15 protein-coding genes are annotated in these 24,202 nt (G+C 41.1%); 4 read left to right on the top strand and 11 right to left on the bottom strand.

The genetic code is table 11. From position 1 onward, the window contains the following. The first annotated feature begins 270 nt into the window (after positions 1-270). Complete coding sequence (locus N5O98_RS21080) at positions 271-1,113, top strand: aldo/keto reductase (protein WP_004308578.1); 843 nt, start codon at positions 271-273, stop codon at positions 1,111-1,113. Between the two features lie 344 nt (positions 1,114-1,457). Here the strand turns inward: N5O98_RS21080 and N5O98_RS21075 are convergent, their stop codons facing one another. Together N5O98_RS21075 and N5O98_RS21070 are read right to left on the bottom strand one after the other, a co-directional pair. Further along, the gene (locus N5O98_RS21075; RefSeq protein WP_004310216.1) at positions 1,458-3,410 is read right to left on the bottom strand and encodes a glycoside hydrolase family 97 protein; all 1,953 of its coding nucleotides are present in this window, start codon (positions 3,408-3,410) and stop codon (positions 1,458-1,460) included. Positions 3,411-3,480: 70 nt separating this feature from the next. Further along, complete coding sequence (locus N5O98_RS21070) at positions 3,481-4,362, bottom strand: AraC family transcriptional regulator (protein WP_004310215.1); 882 nt, start codon at positions 4,360-4,362, stop codon at positions 3,481-3,483. A gap of 120 nt (positions 4,363-4,482) precedes the next feature. Between N5O98_RS21070 and N5O98_RS21065 the strand changes: the two genes are divergently transcribed. The 3 genes from N5O98_RS21065 to N5O98_RS21055 all read left to right on the top strand — a co-directional run bounded on the left by N5O98_RS21065 (position 4,483) and on the right by N5O98_RS21055 (position 7,438). Further along, complete coding sequence (locus N5O98_RS21065) at positions 4,483-5,298, top strand: SDR family oxidoreductase (protein ID WP_004310214.1); 816 nt, start codon at positions 4,483-4,485, stop codon at positions 5,296-5,298. Between the two features lie 29 nt (positions 5,299-5,327). Next, a complete protein-coding gene (uxuA, locus tag N5O98_RS21060) occupies positions 5,328-6,515 on the top strand; it encodes a mannonate dehydratase (protein ID WP_085931479.1) in 1,188 nt (395 codons plus the stop codon). A 77-nt stretch (positions 6,516-6,592) separates the two neighbouring features. Beyond that, a complete protein-coding gene (locus N5O98_RS21055) occupies positions 6,593-7,438 on the top strand; it encodes a pilus assembly protein N-terminal domain-containing protein (protein ID WP_004310212.1) in 846 nt (281 codons plus the stop codon). A gap of 84 nt (positions 7,439-7,522) precedes the next feature. Here the strand turns inward: N5O98_RS21055 and N5O98_RS21050 are convergent, their stop codons facing one another. The 9 genes from N5O98_RS21050 to N5O98_RS21010 all read right to left on the bottom strand — a co-directional run bounded on the left by N5O98_RS21050 (position 7,523) and on the right by N5O98_RS21010 (position 24,182). Beyond that, complete coding sequence (locus tag N5O98_RS21050) at positions 7,523-8,929, bottom strand: glycosyl hydrolase family 28 protein (RefSeq protein WP_004310211.1); 1,407 nt, start codon at positions 8,927-8,929, stop codon at positions 7,523-7,525. Between the two features lie 115 nt (positions 8,930-9,044). After that, on the bottom strand, positions 9,045-10,343 hold the full coding sequence (locus N5O98_RS21045; RefSeq protein WP_118161536.1) for an alginate lyase family protein: 1,299 nt from the start codon (positions 10,341-10,343) through the stop codon (positions 9,045-9,047). Between the two features lie 58 nt (positions 10,344-10,401). Beyond that, positions 10,402-12,441: an IPT/TIG domain-containing protein gene (locus tag N5O98_RS21040; protein WP_074707757.1), complete on the bottom strand. Its 2,040-nt coding sequence runs from the start codon at positions 12,439-12,441 to the stop codon at positions 10,402-10,404. Positions 12,442-12,490: 49 nt separating this feature from the next. After that, complete coding sequence (locus N5O98_RS21035) at positions 12,491-13,684, bottom strand: DUF5013 domain-containing protein (RefSeq protein ID WP_004302353.1); 1,194 nt, start codon at positions 13,682-13,684, stop codon at positions 12,491-12,493. Between the two features lie 36 nt (positions 13,685-13,720). Further along, positions 13,721-15,517, bottom strand: a complete 1,797-nt coding sequence (locus tag N5O98_RS21030; RefSeq protein WP_004305870.1) for a RagB/SusD family nutrient uptake outer membrane protein — start codon at positions 15,515-15,517, stop codon at positions 13,721-13,723. Positions 15,518-15,550: 33 nt separating this feature from the next. Then, the gene (locus N5O98_RS21025; RefSeq protein ID WP_074707760.1) at positions 15,551-18,799 is read right to left on the bottom strand and encodes a SusC/RagA family TonB-linked outer membrane protein; all 3,249 of its coding nucleotides are present in this window, start codon (positions 18,797-18,799) and stop codon (positions 15,551-15,553) included. Between the two features lie 49 nt (positions 18,800-18,848). Further along, positions 18,849-19,379 carry a sigma-70 family RNA polymerase sigma factor gene (locus tag N5O98_RS21020; protein WP_074707762.1) on the bottom strand — a complete coding sequence of 177 codons (531 nt, stop codon included), beginning with the start codon at positions 19,377-19,379 and terminating at the stop codon, positions 18,849-18,851. A gap of 237 nt (positions 19,380-19,616) precedes the next feature. Then, complete coding sequence (locus tag N5O98_RS21015; RefSeq protein ID WP_008770872.1) at positions 19,617-19,991, bottom strand: hypothetical protein; 375 nt, start codon at positions 19,989-19,991, stop codon at positions 19,617-19,619. A gap of 114 nt (positions 19,992-20,105) precedes the next feature. Beyond that, positions 20,106-24,182, bottom strand: a complete 4,077-nt coding sequence (locus tag N5O98_RS21010) for a hybrid sensor histidine kinase/response regulator transcription factor (RefSeq protein ID WP_004310204.1) — start codon at positions 24,180-24,182, stop codon at positions 20,106-20,108. Positions 24,183-24,202 lie beyond the last annotated feature (20 nt).

Below are 24,202 nucleotides of genomic sequence, written 5' to 3'. Positions count from 1 at the left end.
AGGTTACGCAACGCACAGAAGAATAATGCAGTAGATAACTAACTAATTCGTAACCTATTACTATTATGAGCGATTACCCAATGCTCATTTCCAATAAATTACACTCTTTTCGTAACTTCTAAATGCAAAGATAGAGTTATCCGTAAAAAAGGTAGCAAAACCCGTAATCTATATAAAAACAGATTACCTTTTACAGACTAACTTTGTATAGAGGAAATAAAGATAATAAAAACATTAGAATACGCTTTTATTTTAATAATATACTCGATTATGGAAAAAGTAAAATTGAACAATGGCATTGAAATGCCTATTTTAGGTTATGGTGTTTATCAGGTTACGCCTGAAGAGTGTGAACGTTGCGTGTCGGATGCAATCAGTGTGGGCTATCGTTCTATTGATACGGCACAAGCCTATCATAACGAAGAAGGTGTTGGAAATGCAATCAGTAAATGCGGCGTACCACGTGGGGAACTGTTCATCACTACAAAAGTATGGATTTCAAATGCCGGTTACGAAAAAGCTAAAGCTTCTATTGATGAATCACTTCACAAATTAAAAAGTGATTATATAGACTTACTGCTCATTCATCAGCCATTCGGTGATTATTATGGAACTTACCGGGCTATGGAGGAAGCATATAAGGCTGGTAAACTCCGTGCAATCGGTGTCAGCAACTTCTATCCTGACCGCTTTATAGACTTGGCAGAATTCTGTGAAATTACTCCTGCCGTCAATCAGGTAGAGACACACGTTTTCAACCAACAGATAAAGTTGCAGGAAGTAATGAAAGAATATGGTACTAAAATTATGTCATGGGGACCGTTTGCTGAAGGACGAAACGACTTCTTTACCAACCCGACTCTCCAGGAAATCGGTAAAGAATATGGCAAATCAGTGGCACAGGTCGCACTGCGTTATCTGATTCAACGCAATATCATCGTGATTCCTAAATCGACTCATAAAGAACGTATGATTGAGAATTTCAATGTTTTCGATTTTTCGTTAACACCGGACGATATGGCGGCTATCGCTGCGCTTGATACAGCTAAAACACTCTTTTTCTCCCACTATGATCCGGAGATGGTGAAGTGGTTGATTAATTATGGTAAATAGTGGTAAGTAGTAAATCCCAATAAAGACTACAAATGGGAATTTAGCGGTTAAATGAGAATTTATCGGTTAGGCTGAAAGCCTTACAATTATATATTTATTGGGGTGCCCTGAAAGGGCTTAATTATATAGCGTAGGGCAACGCCCTACGTAAAAACAGCAATCTGAATTTGCGCCCTGAAAGGGCATAATTGTATACGGTTCCGCCCTTTCAGGGCTTGTGGCCGATGTGTCTTTTTCGTAGGGCGTTGCCCTACGCTATATAATTAAGCCCTTTCAGGGCACTCCGCAAAATTATCATTTACTTGTCATTTTCACATACTCAATGACCATCAAAATAATTTGAGTCATTTCTTTAGCGGAGTGAAATGCAATGCGGCTCCGCCACTTGCTTTTAGCTTCAAAACAAGCTTATCTCCGGCTTTTATCTTCTTATGAGTACTGCGTACTTTCGTGCGTGTATTCAGCTTGTCATCATCTTCGTACAGGTGAAGCATGTACTTCTTACCCGGTTCCAGAAAATCCGTAGTCAATGTAATTGTGCGGGCTTCCGTATTCGTCATTGCTCCTACAAACCAGTCATTCCCCGAACGACGTGCCTGAACGATATATTCACCAATCTCTCCATCTAACGCGCGGCTGTCATCCCATACACTCGGAATTGCTTTCCAAAATTCCAGTTCTTCTTCTCCCTGGTAGAATTCCGGTCTGTCATACCAAAACATAAATTGCAAAGGACTGTAATACACAGCTGCCATCGCCAACTGATGTGCTTTCGTATTCTTCACCCGATTATTGAAATAGCAAAGCGTATAGTCTCCTGCACCTGCCAGATAGCGGGTGAAAGGAAGAGTCGTATTGTGTGTGGCATCCGGCATTTCTTCATTTCCACGAATACCTTCCTGCGTCATCAGGTTAGGATAAGTACGGCTGAAACCTGTCGGACGATATTCGTCATGAATATCTACCATCAGATTATATTCTCCACATTTACGAACTGCATCATGCAACCAGGTACTCCAACGCTGATTACCTATCTGTACAAAACCGAACTTGATACCTTTCAATCCCCATTTTTTATACAAAGGCAACAGAATATCCAACTGCTGCACTAATGCGCGCTGATTGACATACACCATAAGTCCGATTCCTTTCGATTCGGCATATTTACACAAAGCAGGTATATCAAGGTCTTTATCAGAAGAAACTGTAGTAGCGTCCGAACTCATTTTCATTTCCGGTCCGTACCAGCCTGCATCCATGTGTACATACTGAATACCGCGTTCTGCCGCAAAATCAATGGCCGCTTTTACTCTATCTTGTTTCAAGTCGCCCGAACGGAATACTTTCCCGGGTTTGATCCAAGAAGTATCAGCCAGTTTGCAAGCCGGATTCAGATTCAAGACAAGATCATTATTATTAATTAAATCGACCGGACGTTCGCCAACCATGATTACACGCCACGGAGTACTGTAAGGAGAAATAATATCGACGCTACTATACAGGCTTGTCTCCAAAGTGGAAGGTTTCTCTGCCGATAAACGGAATTTACCACGAACATAATCCACCATTTCCGCTTCCAACAAGGCTACAGATAATCCATCAGGCAGTTTCAATGTCAAAGGACGCTCACTCTCCTCTTTGCCCCATCCTTCCAACGGACGGAGTTCATAAGGCCCTTGTGCCCAACGTTCATAATACGCCATCGTTCCTTCAGGCATTGTGAAGCTAGTCTGCTCACCGACGATATGCAAGAAAAGCCCGTTTGTCATTTCCGGAAAATGATAGCGGAAAGTAACTCCTTCATTATAGGCGCGGACTATGATATTCATAAAGTAGTTTTTACGCTTATCATAACCACCATCCCGATTACCTTTTCCTTCTCCTTTCTTGAACTTCAAGGTCATCTCATTATAGCAATCACGAACCTCCGCACGCTCGCCATATACAGGCTTCCATCTCTCGTCCGTCTTTTGATGTTCAGTCCCCGTCAACTTCAGATTCTCACACCAAAAATGACAAGTATCATTCGGTATACCCAACGCCGATTCAAACAACTGATTTTCAATCAGAACACCCAGTTTACTTTCTTCAATCACCGGACGATTTTTATAAGTCAAGGTATAATACATTTGTGCATTATCCTCTCCTACCGCACGTTGATAAAAGGTAAAACGATAAGCTCCATCAGGAGACGTCAGTTCCTGACGGGTTTCTGTCATCACATCTTGCGCTTTTATCAATGCCGGTATCACCAACAACAAAAGCAAAATTCTTTTCTTCATTCTATTTACGTTCATGTTTATTCATCTTTCCTATTATATACGAACGAGAAAGAAATTATACTCAAATGTTTATTGCCTGAAAAGCTTATTCCATCTGTTCCCTATAAAAAGTAGGTGTCATTCCTGTCACCCTTTTAAAAATGCGGTTAAAATGTACAGGTGATTCAAATCCGCAAGTAGCACTGATTTGAGATATATTCATCATACTACTATTCAATAGTTTACAAGCATATCCGATACGCATATCAAGTACATACTCTTTGAATGTTTTTCCTGTGTTTTCTTTAAAGTATCGGCAGAAAGCAGTAGGGTTCATCGCTGTATAAGAAGCAATTTCATCCAGACCGATAGACTCGGTATAATGTTTATTCAAATAGGCAATCACTTTTTCCATTCTTTCATTACGCATAATCGAAGGAGACGGAGTATAATGAGAAGTAGTCAGATACTTCCTGTGATTACTGGTAGCCATCATTTGTAGGAGTGAAAGCAACAGGATAATTTGATCTACTCCTTTGGCAGAAGGTATTTGTTTTAATAGCTTAATGATTTTCCCCGAACGGGTAATTGTGAATTTAATTCCTCTGCAAGCATCCTCCAATAAATTCCTGATAGGAATAAACTGGGAGTATTGAGATATAGAATAATGCATGAAGTCTTTTTCAAACTGAATATTGACTCCTCTTACTTTCAGTTCGGATTTTTCTTCGTTATCAGATTCTTCCCCGCCGTCCGGTGGACTTTGCATACTATGAGGCAGTTCGGAACCGAAAAGAATCAAATCACCTTTTGAATAGGAGATAATGCTGTCACCCACCAGACAATCCCCCTCTCCCTTCTCCACATAAATAATTTCATACTCACTATGAAAATGCCACGGATACGTGAAACGTGGATATTCATAAAAGCGGGCACGGACGGGATTAGAAGTCGTAATAGTCAACTTCTCATTCATTATCTTCTTCATAAATCTCCTTTCTAAACTGCTTTTGCAAAGATAGGTAAATATCTTGCAAAAATACGCATCATAGCATGTATAAAAACCCGCTATTTTTGCATCCATTCATAAAAACATTTGATAGAAAACATGAACGAATTATTTAGTATTGCCGGTAAAGTTGCTGTTATTACCGGAGCAGGTGGTGTACTGGGCGGAAATATTGCCCAACACTTTGTACAGCAGGGAGCAAAAGTTGTAGCTATTGACATTCGTCAGGAGCAACTGGACAACCGCGTAGCTGAACTTAAGCAATATGGTAACGATGTAATCGGCATCATTGGTAATGTACTTGACATCGCCAGCCTGGAGAAAGTAGCCGAAGAAGTTGTAGCCAAATGGGGAAAGATCGATATTCTATTGAACATTGCCGGTGGCAATATGCCGGGAGCCACTCTCGAACCGGATCAGCACTTCTATGATATGGACATCTCTTGCTGGGAAAAAGTGACTAACCTGAATATGAATGGGACAGTCTATCCGTCTATGATATTCGGTAAGGTAATGGCAAAACAGAAGAAAGGATGCATCATCAATGTATCTTCTATGGCTGCTTATAGTGCTATCACCCGTGTACCGGGTTACTCGGCCGCTAAAACTGCAGTAGCCAACTTCACCCAATGGCTGGCAAGCGAAATGGCACTGAAATACGGTGATGGTATCCGTGTTAATGCTATCGCTCCGGGATTCTTTATCGGTGACCAAAACCGTCGTGTACTTATCAACCCGGATGGTTCATTGACCGACAGAAGTAAAAAGGTGTTAGCCAAAACTCCGATGAATCGTTTCGGCGACATCAAAGAATTGAATGGTGCTGTACAATTCCTGTGTAGTGAAGCCGCTAGTTTCGTAACGGGAGCTATGTTGCCTATCGATGGTGGTTTCAGTGCATTCAGCGGCGTTTAATATTTAATCTTTTAATTTATTCAAACGCTATGATGGAAAAAACATGGAGATGGTTCGGCAAGAAAGATAAAATCACCTTGCCGATGCTCCGTCAGATAGGTGTTGAAGGAATCGTCACTGCATTACACGAGGTACCGAACGGAGAGATTTGGACAGTAGAAGCCATCAACGATTTAAAATCGTATATTGAATCGTATGGGTTGCGCTGGTCGGTCGTGGAAAGCCTTCCGGTTTGTGAGGCAATCAAGTATGCGGGTACGGAACGTGAACAGTTGATTGAAAATTATAAAGTAAGTCTTGCCAACCTGGGTAAATGCGGAGTGAAAACAGTCTGTTACAACTTCATGCCGGTAATCGACTGGATACGTACGGATTTACAGTACCCTTGGCCGGACGGTACCAGTTCGCTTTACTACGACCGTATTCGTTTCGCTTACTTCGACATCAAAATACTAGAACGTGAAGGAGCTGAAAAAGACTATACAGAAGAAGAACTGCATAAAGTTGCCGAACTGGACAAAGTGATTACAGAGACCGAAAAGGATGATTTGATTGATACTATTATCGTCAAGACACAAGGATTTGTGAACGGTAATATCAAAGAAGGAGATAAAAACCCGGTTGCTATATTCAAACGTCTGTTAGGTTTATATAAAGACATAGACCGGGACGCTTTACGAGAGAATATGTGTTACTTCCTTTCTGCAATTATGCCTGTATGCGATGAATATGGTATCAACATGTGCGTACACCCGGATGATCCTCCATTCCAGGTTCTCGGCCTACCCCGTATTGTCACCAATGAAGAAGATATAGCCTGGTTCCTGAATGCCGTAGACAATCCGCATAATGGGCTGACTTTCTGTGCAGGTTCTCTTAGCGCAGGCGCACATAATGATACTCGTGAATTGGCAAAGAAGTTTGCAGGAAGAACCCATTTCGTTCATCTACGCAGTACAGAGGCCATGCCGGGTGGAAACTTCATCGAAAGTTCTCATCTATCAGGAAGAGGACATCTGATTGATCTCATCCGCATTTTCGAGAAAGAGAATCCAGGACTTCCCATGCGCGTAGATCATGGACGAATGATGCTCGGAGATGAGGATAAAGGCTACAATGCCGGTTATTCTTTCCACGGACGTATGCTGGCTTTAGCACAGGTAGAAGGAATGATGGCTGTGGTGGATGATGAGAAACAACATAAGATAGAGTTTTAATCTTATTTTTCATCAATATACTTTGAAATACAGGAAAGGAGCTTTACTTTTGTGAAGAAATAAAAAAGAAGAATATTATGAAAGCAAAAATGGCGAAGCTCTGTCTACTATTTATTCTATTATGCTCCCTTCCTGTATTTTATTCATGCAGCGACGAAGCTGATGCTTTTTACCTATATGAATATTGGGAAGTGATGTTCGACCCGGAACCTCCTATCAGTGAAACCAGTTTGTCAATCACGGGAGGAACAAAGTTGGGAATTAAAGGTGGCGTAGCTCCTTATACAGCAGAAATAGCCGATGGGCAAATTGCTACAGCTTATGTGGACGAAAACAATGATATTCAGATCAGCTCTATAAAACTGGGCAGCACGTCATTGATGGTAAAAGACGCTGATGGAAGAATCATAAAAATAGGGCTAAAGGTCGTCAACGGCAAACAATCTTTTTCAGTGAATTCCGTGGAAGCAAGAATCACAGGAATAGATGAAAGTCTGTTGGATGAACAACAAAAAGAAAAACTAGAAGCGGTCAAAAAAAAGATAAAGGATGAAGCGGGTATACAAGCTACAGGAGGAATAGCTTTCTCTTATGACCAAAAAAGTAGTGGTAAAGTGACAATTGTTACTAGTAAAGATAATGCTCCGAAAATAGAAGGAAGCTTCTCCCGCTCCACATCAGAGTCAGGCACTACATTCCAAATTACAATCAATGGTAAAGAGTATGACTGCAAATTTAAACTTCCCGAACGTTCCGATACTTCAAAGAGTATCACCACACGAGACCTTGGCCCGATTCCTTATTGGTTAGTGGAAGATGTGACTGAAGATTATAAATCAGATGTGACCGACCTATTCGGAATAAATGCCACCTCCCTGAAAATAGAACGCATTTATATAGGTTCATTCACTCCTTTACGATAAGTTTATTCCTCTTTCTATAAAATAGATGCGGCAAAAAGCACGAAAAACTGTTTTTTGTCGCATCTTTCATCTTTTAGTTATTAGCTACTTTATCCGTATCTTCTCTACAAAATCTTTTTTATCTATATTCAATTCTTCCAAAGAAGTGATCCGCCTACCGTTCAACACAATGTTTTCGAACAAAATATTCTCAATCTTCCTATTTTTATCATAACCTTCTATTAAAGAAGAATTGATATATTTCCCGGTACATGAAATATTACGGAATGTTATGTTCTTGACACCTCTGCCGGGACCTGTATTGTATTTTTGGTTATACATCACCCGAAGATGAAATAACTGTCCTTCCTGAATATGTTCCACACGAATGTCCTCAAAAGTAATGTTTTGTGCTAGGTTGTGATCCCCTACATTGATAGTCATACAGCCTTGGTAATCACGATCATCCTCATCATGCTCCAATATATCAATATTCCTGAATACTATATCTTCCAAAACTTCATCTCCCGTTTCCGTATTTCCATGTGTACCGATATTGATAGGATGCGCAATATCTGCCCATAGAGTAGAATTAAGTACATGAATATTGCGACAGTCGCCATAATAATTCCAACGATGCGTATAAAGAGCTATACAATCATCCGAATTACGAAGAAACACATCATCAATCATCACATCCGAGCAGGACATAAAATCCAGCCCATCACTCCAACCCTGATAGCTGAATGATTTCAGATTTTTGATAGTAATTCCGGTAGATTGTCCCCCAGAGACAGTATAATGCCGTGGATTTACCACCGTAACTCCATCAATCAGTACATTCCGGGAGTAGGTAACCGAAATTCCCTGTTGCGGTTCAAGCAACATGCCATGTCCCAATATTTTCACATTCTCTACACTGTCGCAAGTGAGACAACCTTTCAAAACGGCACCACCTTCTAAATAAACCGTCGTATTACTGGGAATACGGAAGCATTTTCCAGCCGTATCAGTCGGTTCATGTATTCCAGCTTCAAAATAAATCACGTTCGGATCATTCTTATCCGGCACATTTTTGATGATAGGATTGGCAAATACATGCAAATTATTCAGGCGATCTCCATTAAACTCGACCGACAACTTTTGTGGTTTATCTATCGTAAACAATAAAAAGTTACCATCAATCTCCGGTTGGATACCTTTGGATAAAGGACGCACCACTGCCGAACGGATCTCCCCATTGTTCTTTTGTACCAATACTTCCACTTTCCCTGAAAAGTCGAACTGAACCATCGTGGCATCGGACTTCGTATCCATATCCACCTTTACGTTATACTCATAAAGGTCTACCCAGTCTTTTTCTCCCACTTGCCGTACTTTTACCGTATAGTCATCATTGTGACGGGCATAATAGATGCCTTGAGGTACCGGATAGATGACTATTTCTGCTTGTATGACTCCTGTGGTCATTACAAGTAAAAATGTGAGCGCTATTCTTATTAGTTTATTCATTTCAAGTTTTTACTAATACCGTTAATGTCCTGGAATTCACCACAGATTGAAACAAATAATCCATCCACACTGGCATATCCGAATCTGTGGCGAAGTCTAACACATTTTATTCATTTTATCTTGCATACATCAGCGTACCGAGCCCAAGTACGTCATAGCCACCGGAGTTAGCGTCATAATACCCACCTCCTCCTTCTATTCCTACATATTCGGTAGCAATCTTAGTATATTTGAGATTATCATCCGAGATGTTTTTTATCCCTTTGTAATGATAGTAAGGCAACGCCCATATCGCACGTTTGATCCATTTACCGCCACCAAGTGTTGTTTGTTCTTCCGGAATCGGATATCCCCATTGACTCTGTTTTTGCCATATATAAGTAGTATATGGTACAGTCTCATTGGTATAATTACAGCAAGCGGCATATTCGCAGGCCCGTAGGAAGAGATTATCATCATAAGCAAAGAAATCGTCTCCCTGGCTCCATGCCAACTGACAAATAATTCCCATCAATCCGACACACATCAACGTGTGTCCTTGGTCACGTCCACTTTCCTGCCATTGAGCAAAGTTATAGTCCGGTGCATAATCGTGATAGATAGCACGACGTAAACGTCCGTTTGTATCACCTGTCTGCAAATGGGCGATACCTTCATTATAAATATCACGACGATCGGTTACAATGCCGATAGCCATTTTAGCCGCTATATTACAAAGACACCAGTTAGCCCAATAATGTAACGCATTCGTATCGTGATGACGTTTCAGAAAATCATCATTAGCAGGATAGAACACTTTAAGCAACCAATTCTGGAACGCTGCGAAGTCCGCACGATCCCATCCTCCATAATCCCTCAATAATTCACCGGCAATAGCAAATTCATAACCATAAAGTCCTGCAGCAAGCGATAAATTCGTATTACCTGTTACACCTACACAAGTCTGTACCCACTTATTCAGATTCTCCACCGCTTTTGCCGCATATTCATCATCTTGTTCAATTTTCCAACGAAGCGCTTGCTGATATACAATAGTGGCCCCTCTGGCTGCATTCATGTAATTTTCATCTCCTGAAATACCTCGTTTAATCCATTCTGTAGGATAAGTATCTGCCGTCTTCTGCGAAAACTGGCTTTCTACTAATAATTGATAAGCACTTACCCAAGGCTCTTCTCCGGCAGCTTTTTTATCCCGGATACGCTGGAAGTCTTCCTCTGTATGCAACCCTTCATGCAGCATAGGTTCCGTTGACGGTTTAAGTTCAACCTGTTCCAAATTTACGTTATTATCAGGAAGAGGAATTTTATTCAAATCAGTTTCCACATTGACACCCGGAAGGTCAATGCCGTCCCCACATCCTACCAAAAACAGGGTAGCAAATACTGCGGTTATATAATATATCTTTTTCATCATATTTTTGGTTTAATGGTACACCATATCTACCATTGATTACGGTGCACCCAATTATAGTTTATTGCTCTACTAACTCTAATTTGAAATTATCTATCTTAGCCCGTCCTTGTTTTACTGTAATCGTACATACAAAACCAATGACAACATCGGTAGGCTCTTCAACAAGAATATCAACTACTACATCACCCGTACCCGAAATAGAAGCGTTTGCCAGACTCTTACTTGGTATATCACTCGTATTTGCCATCTCATTACCTTTACAAACCGCAACATAACCGGTAAAACCTCTGCCGTCATATTCATAAACATGTGCCGTCAACTTATATTTTCCTTTTTGAAGATGAGAAGTCTGATATACCTTACCATCATTTTTAGGATTGTCAAATCCCCAATCTGTTTGTAAAGCCAAACCTGCATCACTTCCATCACCATATTTCGTTTTAAATGCCAAATCAACAGCAGCACCTCCTTCACCAGCAGTCAAGTTAGAGTTCTGAACTATCCAATAAGCAGCTTTTGCCCACTCTCCTTTTTTATGGAATCCTTTATCTCCACCTTCTTTTACATATTCAAAAGGCTGTTTATAGTTCATGAGTACATATTGAGAAATATCTCCATCCGTCGGCAGAGGTCGCAATATATCACTCTCTACGGGTTGTGCAATACCTTCAAACACCATTGTTACTTTTCCACCATTGAAACCTTGCGGAACCGTTACAGTAATAGAAGTCGTAGTAATCTCTTTAACCGTAACGGGTACGGATATTCCCTCAAAAGTAACTGTAACAGAATTCTTATCCGTTCCAAAACCTTTTCCTGTAAATGTTATTTCCTGTCCGGCTTTTACTAATGTGCCATTAGGATAAATATACGGTGTTTCAACAGAAGTGATTTCCGGAGTTTCCCAAACCTCAAATGTGCCCGATTCGCCCATCTCTATTTCCTTACCCTGAATTATCAGTTTAATCTTCACCGGAGCTTCAGATGAAACTCCTTTGGGAACATTCACTACGATATTACCTTTATCATTCAGTGTCACTTTATCACAAACTGTTTCTCCGAAAAAGACCTGAATATTTTCAGCTTTCGTACCAAAGTTCTGACCAATGATCGTTACTTCCGCATTAATATATCCGGCTTTCGTTGAAATGCCTGTTACTGTCGGCATCGGTAATACCGTATATTTCAACTGTGTCCCGATAGTTTCAAACGGAGTAATGACAGTAATTGTATAATCTCCGGCTTCCAACGAAGCAGGTACAGTGAGTGGAATACTCTTATCCGTCAAATTATCTGTATCTATTGCAGCTTCTACAGGTTCTCCGCCAGCTTTAGAGAAAGTTACTTTCAAAGGCTCCAACCCTTCAACAGACTTATCCAGCAATTCTTGCACAAGATTGGTTCCTGTTATTGCAAATTTACTGCCAGCAAAACCTGATGGAACCGGTTCGTCTTCCTTAGGAGTATCAAGCGTTGCATGCTTCAACACAGTGAAAGGATAAGAAGCCAAATCAATCGTTTGTTCTGCCATAATAAGTGTCATAACTCCACTGACAGCTGTCTCGGGAACTTTGGCCGTAAATTCGGTATCAGTAGGTGTACCCACAATCTCTGCCTTGTCTGTGGAAGTCCCGAAAGTCAAAGTATACAGTGTTTTAGAAGAAACAAATTCTTGTCCTTCAAAAACGATACTGGCACCCGGAAAACCATAAGAAGGTTTCACTACGCTGACACCCGGCTTACCAAGTACACGATAAACTAGATCAGTCTCCACACGTTGCCCGAAAACCTCAACGGTTATCTTTCCGTTTGTTGCCGATTCCGGCACTTTCGCAAGGATAGCATCATCGGCGCAAGAGACTACTACTGCCTCCTGGGAACCGATAAATACTTTCACATCTTCTGTTATGATACCAAAATCACTGCCACTAACGGTAAACTCATTCCCAACATATCCTTCTACGGGATCTATCTTTGTTACAGTCGCCACAGGATCAGTGTAACTCATTGGAACAATTTCTTCATTATCCTCGTCACAAGCAGCTAATGCGAAAAGCGAGAGAAAAACGGGAAACAGATAGTTATATATTTTCTTCATAATCTTAATTATATTATCACGATGAATTACTCTTTTTTCTTTTTCCACATCATTCAAGAATCAATTTCAATTCTGTCACCTTAAAGTATGAATTACCTTTAGCCAGAGAAGTCAGGAATCCAATGACAACATCCGTTGTCTCCGTCACTTCAAATGAAGGTGTAACCAACGTACCCGAATCATTCGCTGTTCCCATTTTATCATAGGCCACATAAACTCCATTTAGTTGCTCAAGATCAGCGACATTCGGTATATCACTTTCACTATCTCCTTTAGCTATCAATACGGAAATAAAGTTCCCCGCATCAGTAACTACCAATGTATATGCATAAGTGACTTCCAGTCTGTATTTACCAGGACGGAGCGTAGCAACCTGCCACATTTTCCCATTCGTATAAGCTTCTTTATCCCATCCATTCTGGAATGCTAACGTTAAGCCTTCTTCTGATTTATATTGCATTCCGGAAACAGTCGTATTGCCTTTTGCATTGAACGATGCTGCATTTTGATTCCACACTGCCGGAGTCCACCATTCACCGTTCTTCCAACTTTCATCATTTGCCTTGGCAAACGGCTGCTTATAGTTTTGAAGATAAAGCACTGTCACATCACCCTTCGAGTTAGGATTGAACATTGCACCACCTGTCATTGTATATCCGTGAATAGTCACAGTCACACTACCTGTCTGATAATCAGCAGGAGTTGTCGCAACAATAGTAGACTCATCCACCAGCTCAAATTCGGCCGGCGTTCCATTGAAACTAACAGAAATATCGGATGGATCCGTACCAAAGTTTTCACCTGTTATAGTGACCTTGTCTCCCGTATCGGCTACCCCTTCACCGTCTTCACTATCAGAAGTCACTGTAATGACACGTGGCGTAGGCAGTACTGTATAATGACCGATATTCTCCACCTTTTTATTATAAATCTGTAAAGACAGATTGCCTGTTACTGCAGTTTCCGGCACTTCCACTACCAAACGGTTATTTTTGCAATCGAGTACTTTATTGGATTGGGCTTCACCGAAGAAAACTTTCACTGCTTCAGCACGGTCACCAAAATTGGTTCCCGTAATAACTACCTGTGTAGTGACATATCCGTCCGTAGGATAAATGCTCTCCACTACTGGCACAGGATAATCATAAACTCTATACTTGGGGTCTTGCTCACAACCGGAGAAAAGTGCGGAAACACAAGCAAGTATTGCCAAGTGAAATGTATATTTGAATAAAAACTTCATATAATCTATGGTATTATACGTTAAACGATTGAATGATTAATATCCCGGATTTTGTACCAGATTTGAATTCAGGTTGATTTGATTTCTTGGAATCGCCCACAAATAATCTCCCTTAGTAAATGCGCAGTCGGATGATTTGAGGAGCACTACACAAGGTAATTTGCCTTTACCTGTTTCCACTTCTTCCGTCCCCTTCGTAAAGATAGCCGGATTGAAAGCACTGGTAGCATTCCCGTTTTCGTCTATAAATGCCGTCGGATAGCTGGCATTACCTACTACCGCACCGCAACGAGACTCATTCAGATTCTTCTCCGCAATACCCCAACGTTTCAGATCGTCACAACGGAAACCTTCCATATAGAGTTCCAAAGCACGTTCACGGCGGATCTCATCCAACATTACCTGATTGACTGTCTTACTCGCATTTGCCGGCACTCCTTCCTGAATTCGCTTTGCCAATGCATTTGTTAGGTTAGCAATTCCCGCACGGGCACGGATTTTATTTATCGACTTATTCAACTGGTCATCTGATATTTCACCATAGCGTTCCATCACAGCTTCGGCATAGTTCAAGTATACTTCTGCCAACCGAAGTACCGGATAATTGGCCGATTCATCTTTACTTTGGCGTTGAATATCGGTAATAGCAAACTTGGAAACACCATACCCACAGTTCTCAACTGTCAGGCTCGTAGCATATGAACCTATATAAGAAGTCAAACGGAAATCCCGATTCTGAAACTCGTCCCCCGGATTCTTATATCCCTGGAACTTATCAGACATGCTGACCGGAAGCCCGTCAGTGCATAAAAACATATCAATCAATTTCCGGCTGGGACGCATATCCGTATAAATCACCTGATTCAAATCTACCTGTCCTTTACGCGTTTCCTGACTATATACAGAAGCGATGATAAATTCCTTGTTCGTCGCTCTTCCGGCACCGGCAGGATTACTGGCTTCTTCTTCAATATTAAACAGGTAACGATTGCTCATATTTCTCATAGCTGCAACATTGTTATAATTCCAAAGGGAATAAGCAGCATCTCCCATCACTGTTTCGGATAATTGAACGGATTCTTCCAGAAAAGCATTTACCTGATCGGAAGCCGGACCGGCAGAACCTTCAAAATCAGTAGAAGTACCATTGTACTTACGCCAGGTAGCTTCATAAAGTAACACGCGAGCCTTAAATGCCTGTGCAGCCTGTTTGCTGATTTTACCTTTGTCGGCAGAGGTTATATTCTGTTCCAACGGCAACCCAGCAATAGCCTCATCCAAATCGGAGAGAATCAAGTTGACAACCTCATAACGGCTGTTACGTTTTCCATATAACTCCGGTGAAGTCACGTCGAGAACTTTCGTAACGACAGGCACTCCACCAAAAAACTTCAATAAGTAAAAATAGTTATAGGCACGGAAAAAATGACCTTCGGCTAATTCTTTTTTAATATCCGCTAAATTACCTGTATAGGAAGAAACTGCTCTTTCAAACATGTGATTAGTGGCACGAATATTACCATAGCAATTACCCCAACGGCTATCGTCATTAGGAACTCCCATCACACCGGTCCCCACACCATACGAATATCTGAAACAAGTAGAAAGATCGGATGCCGCATCCATGTGATCGAATATACTTCCATAGGAAGACTGCCATCCCAATAATTGCCCGTAAAGCCCGTTAGCATATTCACGGAAATGCTCCGGAGTTTTGAAATAAATCACATCTGTCTTGGCATCCAGTGGTTCCAAGTCAAGGAACGTATTCACGCATGAAGAAAATCCCAATGCGCAGGTGCAAATTAATATATAGTTCGTTATCTTTTTCATATCTTCTATTCTGTATTTAATTTTCCATAGCTACTATAAAGTGATGTTCAGACCGAACGACCAAGTACGTGCAAACGGGTATCCACTGTTGTTGGAGGCTGCTCCCATTTCCGGGTCGAAACCGTCTCGAATACTGGTAGCTTCCCATAAATCATTACCAGAGAAGTAAACACGTACTTTTTCCAGTTTCACCTTGCGAGTCCATATCTGCGGCAATGTGTAGCCGACTATTAATGTTTTCAAACGGATATAGCGGTTATTCTGCATCATAAAGTCGTTATTCTGATAATTCCAGCGTGCGAGATTCGCATTGGTAGTCAAGCGAGGGAATTCAGCATTCGGATTGCTCTCTGTCCATGTCTTTCCCAAATATGTCGGGTTCTGATTGGCAGTACGTGTTTGAAAAGGATAAGCCATCCAGTCATTACGGATAACATACTGCTTGCCGACACCTTGGAACATTGCGTTCACATCAATACCTTTCCATGATCCTCCCAGTGTGAAACCGAAAACAAAATGTGGATTGGAGTCACCGAGATATTGCAAATCGCTATTCTCATTCCCTGCACCGGAAATCTTATAATCACCATTCAAATCCAAACGTTTGGTATCACCCGGACGCAACCGGCTTGCACTTCCTGCTCCTACACCAGTCAAATCTTCTTTACCCTCTCCATAGAGTGCATAATAGCGGTCTACTTCTGCCTGATCTTTAAAGTAACCATCTGTGCGATAAAGGAAGTACGAATTCAATGGATACCCATTCACGGCTGCATTCCAACCAGCCCCATAAGAATCTGCTCCTTCCATCTCTTTCAACAGACTCTTTGTATCACCAATATTAAAGTTGGCATAGTAAGAAAAGTCTTTAATCTGATCGCGCCATCCAATAGTGAATTCCCAACCTTTTACATTCAAATGACCACTATTCGTTTTAGGAGCTTTACCTCCTAAAACACCCGGATATGTGACATTTACCAACATACCGGTATTATCTTTTATAAAATAATCGAATGTAGCTTTCAAACGATTATCGAAAAAGTTAAGATCGATACCAAAGTTTTTCTGTGAAACTTTCTCCCAAGTACGGTCATAAGAAATTAAACCGCCAAAACCTGAAGATACCTGATTGGCAGGTATAGTTCCAAAACCGGCTGTTCCAAGAGAGACAGTAGACACATAATCGTAATCACCCAGCCCGACATCATTACCCGAACTACCGTAACTTAAACGCAACTTACCAAAAGAAAGAACAGGTTTTAAAAATTCTACAAATTGTTCTTCCGAGAATGCCCATCCCAAAGAGACAGAACCAAAGCTTTTGAAACGATAACCGGGAGCAAACTTGGAATTTCCGTCACGACGCCCCATCAATTCAACCATATATTTTTCCGCATAGTTATAATTCAAACGGGCAATATATGAATAGGTACCATTATGAGTCTTTCCTCCACCGTTACCCTGTGTACCCGTAGCCAAATTCAAATCGTAAATTCCGGCATCCTCAAACTTCTCACGGGCGGTAACAACTTTCTTAGTCACCCATTTCTCGGCATTGATGCCGAACATAGCATCTATATTATGTACTTCGGCAAATGTACGCTTATATTTCAATAACCCTGAATAGTACTGATACCGGGCATTATTTGCCTGTACCAAATATCCCGGCTGATGGGAATCTTTAAAATTCAGCACATCTTGCGGAGTACTAAGGGTTTGTGTTGTTTCATATACTAACTTCGCCGTCTGCTCGCCGAACCAATTGTAACACTGTACCGGAAGCGAATAGCGTTCTCTGCGATATTCCTCATTTTGAAATGAAGCAGTACCCTCGAAAGTGATTCCTTTCCAAATATCCACCAATGCTTTAAAATCGACACGAGTAGTCAACTTCTCTCTCTCGTCACGTCCACCATCCGTTGTAGCTGCTGCCGCATTGCGATCACCTACATTACCGAAGTTAGCGTACCATTGTCCATAGGGATTTTTTGCCGGGAAAAACGGAGCATCGTTTCCGTAAAGTGTACGGTCGATACCATGTGTGGGTGTTTCGGTATTTGTTTTAATCATACTGGCTAAAGTCTCCAGTTTGAACCAATCAGTCAATTTGATGCCGTAGTTTAAGCGCAAGTTCAACTGTTTCTGTCCGTCATAGGCTGTAGCCAGATTAGCCTGGTTATCAGCATAAGCTAATGAAATGCGGTAATCGGATTTATCCGTAGAACCTGCTACACTCAAGTTATGCTGGTAAGAATAACGGCGGGCAAACAATTCATCCAGGCGATTGGCATTACCAACGAACATCGTACCCCAATCGGCTACAGTCGACTCATAAATACCTTCAATGCCTTGAGCCATCTTCTTCAGGTTTTCTTCTCCCCAGCCCCACCAGTCATGTTCCGGCATTTCTTTATTGGCTTCCAGCCACATGGAAGCATATTCCTGCATACTGGGAGAGAAAGCCATAATACCATTGGTAGTGAAACGCATATTGAAGCCATAATCAACCGTTGTCTTGCCTTTACCTTTTTTGGTAGTAACCAAGATAACGCCATTAGCTGCTTTCGCCCCATAAATGGAAGCTGAACCGTCTTTCAATACACTAATATTCTCAATATCATCCGAGTTTAGATTTTGGAATGACTCTGAATTCAATACGGGTACTCCATCCACAATAATCAACGGACTACCGCCATTGACAGATGTCAGACCACGAATCTGGAAATTTAAACCTTCATTACCCGGACGTGAGGAAGAACGAGTGACTACCAAACCCGGAGTGGCTCCTTGCAGAGCAGCACCGACATTGGTAATGGCACGACTTTCCAATACCTGGCTACCAATTTGTTCTACCGCCCCTGTCAACGTCGCTTTTTTCTGCGTGCCATAACCCACTACAACAACCTCGTCCAGTGCATTATTATCTTCCTTTAATACCACTTTAAAATCAGAGCGGCCATGAAGGTTAATAATCTGATCTACATATCCGATATAGCTAACTTTTATCTGTTTGGCATCAGCAGGAATATTCAGCGTAAACCGACCGTCAATATCGGTAATTACTCCTGCATTGCTTCCTATGACCACTACATTACAACCAATCAGTGGTTCACCATTCGCATCTGTCACAAGTCCTTTGATGATGCGGCCCGTCTGGACTACCATCAAACTCTCTTCTACAGAATCATTTGCATAGAGCAATACACCGGGCGAACCACCCAGCAGCATGGCGAAAGCCAATGCGACTCCTTTTGAACATAAGAATTTGGATTTAATTTCCATAATACTATTAAATTGTTAAAGTTAATATGTGTTTTTCCGAATCTGGTATTTAACCGACTTTGGAGAATTCATTTTTCAAATAAGTACGAACCGTTTTACGAGCCAGTAATAATTGACATTCTACTGTACGGGGAGATAAGGACAGCTTTCCTGCAATGGCAGGACAAGAGAGTTCATGATTGAAACTAAGTTCATAAATCTGACGGCGTTTAACAGGAAGAGCTTCCATAACCAGGTCATGCATCTTCTTTAGTTCACGAAAATGAATGGTATCTTCTGTGGTATTCCGACTGGTGTCTTCCATCCTATTATATATGTAGGCGACGAAATCTTCCTGTTTATAATAACGACGGATTTTATCGGTTACTATATTGCGAGCGATGGTAAAAAGCAAAGACCAGACTGTATCTTTGTTCACGAATGCCCTGTGTTCCCATAAGCGGACAAAGACATCCTGTGCCAAATCTTCCGCTTCATGCGGATGGCAAATGCGGATAGCGATATAGTTCTTGATATACTCCTTATATTTAAGATAGCATTCAGAGAAGAAGTCGTCAAATGTAGCTTGCTGTTTATTCATGGCATTAAATTTATCCGTTTAACGATGATACAAAAGTAGGAACAAGTTTCAAATTCAAATACCACAAAAGTAACAGATAACAAAACTATCGTAACAAGCGTGTATTTTTGCAAAAACTTCCCATTTCATCGGGATAAATCTAACCGTTACACCAATAAAAAAGGGGATGTCGTTACATTTGACGACTCCCCTGTTCTTATATTTGCATGGATGAAAGCTTTCATCCGGAAGGATTCATTATTTATTTTCCTGTGATGCCTGGAAATCCGGTATACGTTTTACGTTCGCACCTTTCATCACACCTCTTTTGATCGCTTCATTCGTATCGCTGATTTCTTTCTTCACACGTTTATAGTATTCTTTTGTCAGTCCTTTCTCTACTGCTTCCGATTCTGTTACTGCCCAAAGATACTGATAATCCATCAACATCAAATCCGGTGCCACTATTTTAAAGAAAACACTATCATTTGCAAATTTTTCACGTAAGTCTCCCAAATAGATGGTATCTGCAGGATTTACCTCCTTAACATTTGCATTATTTTTTGAACTGCTACCTCCGCAAGAAGATAACATCAAACCTCCTACCAATGAAATTAAAACTAATACTTTCATATCAACATATATTATAAAATAAAACTTTTTCTGCTCCAATGTGAACAAGATCTTACAATTATCTCACTTATTGAGCGCAAATGTAATAATTAAACTACAAACACAAACACAATGTCATTCTTTTCTTCCCGATTCCTCGGCATATTGCTTGGGAAGCATCCCGAACATTTCTCTAAAACACTTCGAGAAATAGCTGGGTGAACTGAATCCTACCCGGTTCGCTATTTCAACAATCGGCAACTGACTTCCTTGTAATAATTGTGCCGCCCGTTTCAAACGGATGCTGCGAATAAAGTCTGTCGGTGTGTGTCCGGTGATGGATTGCAGCTTGCGGTAAAGGCTCATACGCACCATACCCAAATCGCCACTCAATTCTTCTACGCCATATTCCGGATTGTCCATGTTCTTTTCTATGTATTCCAGACACTTCTGTATGAGCTGTTCGTCTACTGAAGTAATGGTGATAGCACTCGGATTTACTTCTATGTTTTTACGGAATTCCTGTTTTCTCTTTTCCTGCTGCTCTATCAGCTTTTCAATGCGTACCATCAGCATATCAAAGTTGAAAGGTTTCGACATATAAGAGTCTGCTCCTACTTCATAGCTGTTAATCTTGATATCATCGGCAGTACGGGCTGTCAATAATATCACAGGTATATGGGAAGTCTGCACGTTCGTCTTGATCCGACGGCAAAGTTCGATACCGTCTACTTTCGGCATCATAATATCGCTGATAATCAGGTTCGGATTTTCCTCTATCGCTTTTCGCTCTCCTTCCTCGCCGTCTGCCGCTTCAATGATTTGATAAAAATCTTCTAACTGTTCTTTCAGGAAAGTACGGAATTCCTGATTGTCCTCCACTAACAACAGTTTCTTCAGGTTATCATCGACTGTAGATGTAGTGGTTTCTTTCTCTTTAATGTCTGGTGTTTCCGTTCCGATGATTTCTTCCGGCAGTTCGTTCGGTTCCGGTTTCAGGTCCATCGGCAACCAAACGGTGAATACTGATCCACGATCTATCTGACTGTCCACTTTAATACGGCCACCATGTATATTTACATATTCCCTTACCAAATGAAGTCCGATGCCACTGCCTATTTTTTCGTCCCCTTCATTTCCTACCTGATAGAAACGGTCAAAGATATAAGGAAGGTCTGATTCGGATATTCCGATTCCAGTATCAGATACGGATATTCTCACGTAGTTTCTTTCTTCTATCTCTTCTGTCGCGAGCTGTAAGTTCACTGTGCCTCCCTGCGGTGTATATTTGAAGGCGTTGGACAAGAGATTATTCATAATCTTATGTACCTTATCCCGGTCGAAGAACATATAAAGCGCTCTATGTTCAGATTGGTTCACAAAGTTAAGGTGCTTCTCTACTGCCATTGGCATGAAGTTGTTATAGGCAGAAACAATAAATTCCTCCATATCGCCGTTCATCAGATGCAACCTCTCTCCTTTCATTTCCAGTTTGCGGAAATCGAGTAGCTGATTCACCAATGACAATAGGTTTTGAGCATTCTTATAGATGGTATTCAGTTGCTTTTTCATCGCATCGTCTGTCAATCGACGTATCACCATGTCTAATGGCGTGATAATCAATGTCAGCGGAGTGCGGAGTTCATGGCTTATATTTGTGAAGAAGCGGAATTTCATCTGATCCAGTTCTTCTTTCTGCTTCAACGCTTCCTCTTCTTGCATACGAATCATCTTCTGCCGGTTGCGGCGGTTTATTACGTAGATCAGCCCGAAGATTAAGAGAATAACTAAAATTGCATAGAAAATACGAGCGGCCAGTGTATCCCAGAATGGGGGATGAATTACAATTTTGAATGCAGACTCCGGTCCCCATATCCGGTCGTTTCCGGCAGCGGACACACGGAAGATGTATTCGCCCGAAGGGAGATTATTATAGACCACACGTCCTTGTCCATTCTCAAAAAGGGTTTCCGTCCATTCTTTGTCAAATCCTTCCAGTTGGTAACGGAAAGAGGTTTGAGAAGGATTAGGGAAGTTCAGACCAGAAAACTCAAGTGTGATATAGTTCTCATCATATTTTAATTGTACTTCGTCCGAATAACTTAATGCTTTATCAAATAAGACACGTCCGTTATATATTTCGCCCGAAACAACCGGAACATTAAACAAGCGGAATGAGGTAAACAGAGGACGATTGAGGCACTGATTATCTATCATGTTTTCTGGTGAGAAAGCAATAAAGCCGTTCATCAGCCCCAGGAAAAGCTGATTGTCCCTGGTCATTAACGAAGGGAAACTATATAAATCATCCTGACGGATTTCATCTTCCGACAGACAGCTGATTACATGAAAGCTGTATTTATCTGCTCTTCTGTCTACTTTTATCTTATAAATAGAAGTGACTGTCGAAATCCATATATCATGGTTCTTATCTTCCACTACGTTCAGGATAGCTTTAGACAGACCTTCTTCTTTCCCTAATGTGTAGCTTTGCCCATTGTAAGTCAAAACGCTCAAGCCATATTGTGTAGCAAACCATAAAGTTCCCTCATGGTCTTTGAGTATCTGATTATACTTGATACTTCCCTGATTGAAAATAGAATTAGCCTGGCCGTCTTCCTCCGGTATCCATATTTTATTCGTTGCAGGATCGTAAATGTAGAGTCCGTTATCACTGCCTACGACCAACCGGGATTGATTATCTATGGCCAATGCATTCGCTACTTTATATTTTTTGAGTTCGGGAAACTGTTCGGACAATAAGTTTATTTGCCCGTTTTCAGGATTGAATAATCCTACACCACCATATATACTTACCCACAATCGACCGGAAGAATCTTCGACCATGACACGGATATTACTGAAATCCAATTCATTCTGATAATCCGTATCGGGATAATCGTAAGATTGTACCTTTCCATGATCTATGCAGTAGAGCCCATCGTGGTATGTTCCGACCCAAACACGCTTCTTGCTGTCCTCATAAAGTACACGGCAATTCTTCTGACTGAATTCATGATAGAATCTGTTCATGCTTTTAGTCTCCGGTTCATAGCGATAGACACCCTGCGTAGTACCCATCAGAATTTCTCCTTTAGATGTTTCGAGCATACAGCGGATTTCCTCTCCTTTCCAGTCGCCATTTATCATCTTCTTATTGTACAGCACTATTTTATTCATGCTGGGATGATAATAACACATTCCCTGATTATAAAGTCCTATCCAAACGGAATTATTTTCCCGGTCGCAATAGATGCTTTGAATACCGTTTCGTACTGTATTACCTGATAATAAAGGAATATCCAGTGTCCGGGTTACAGAGAAATTGTGCATATCAATGACATAGAATCCATCGATAACGGTTCCTACCCATGCATTTCCACCTTTATCCACATCCATAGAAGTAAACCATGAATAGTGTCCGAGTTGGATACCTGAAATTTGGTTCCATTTTTTATTATAGACATCATAATAGCCTACTCCACGATCCCACATCAACCAAAAGTCACCATTATCGAGTATCTTCAAAACCACACGGTCATCCGGTTTCAGTTGGTCTTTCAGGAAATCAAGTTGATGCACGAAACGTTTCTTTTCTAAATCGTAGCAACGGATAGCCCCTTTCTGATGAACCATCCAACTGTATTTTCCATGACTTTCTACTCCGAGTAATCCTCCATAGTATTCCATAAACTCATCATTCCTACAAACCTGTTCGATTGATTTTGTCTCTGCATCGTACATATAGACAGAGGAACCCGGCGTCAGAAACCAACAATGTTTCTCTGAATCAATAATCAGGTCCGCCACTTTATCCTTTAAGCCGAATTGTTGAAATAAAGAATCTACGTTATAGATGTACTGTTCGGTAGTCAAATCGAAGACGCGTAGGCTCTTGCGTTCTTTCATCCACAAACGTTTGTCGGCATCAATATATTGTTCGGGAATAATATGGTTATATGCTATCGAATATTCGCCATGAATATTGAAAGGGAAATTTGAATAGTTCGCACCATCATACAGGCTTAATAACACAGTACTTCGCACACCGATACGTCCGTCGGGAATGGGGAAAACGCTTTTTACATAGTTATCCGGTAATCCTTCGACAACTCCAATCTGGCGGAATACATAAGGGGATTCTTGCGAGCTAATATAACCCGGATACAATAATCCCATTAGTATGATTAACAAACATATTCGAATTTTCATGGCCATCTTTTTTTGTAGTA

It is taken from the genome of Bacteroides sp. LFL-34, assembly GCF_027257075.1.
GTDB lineage: Bacteria > Bacteroidota > Bacteroidia > Bacteroidales > Bacteroidaceae > Bacteroides > Bacteroides ovatus.
Note: the sequence above shows the minus strand (reverse complement) of the source record. Positions and strands in the feature narration are given on the sequence as shown.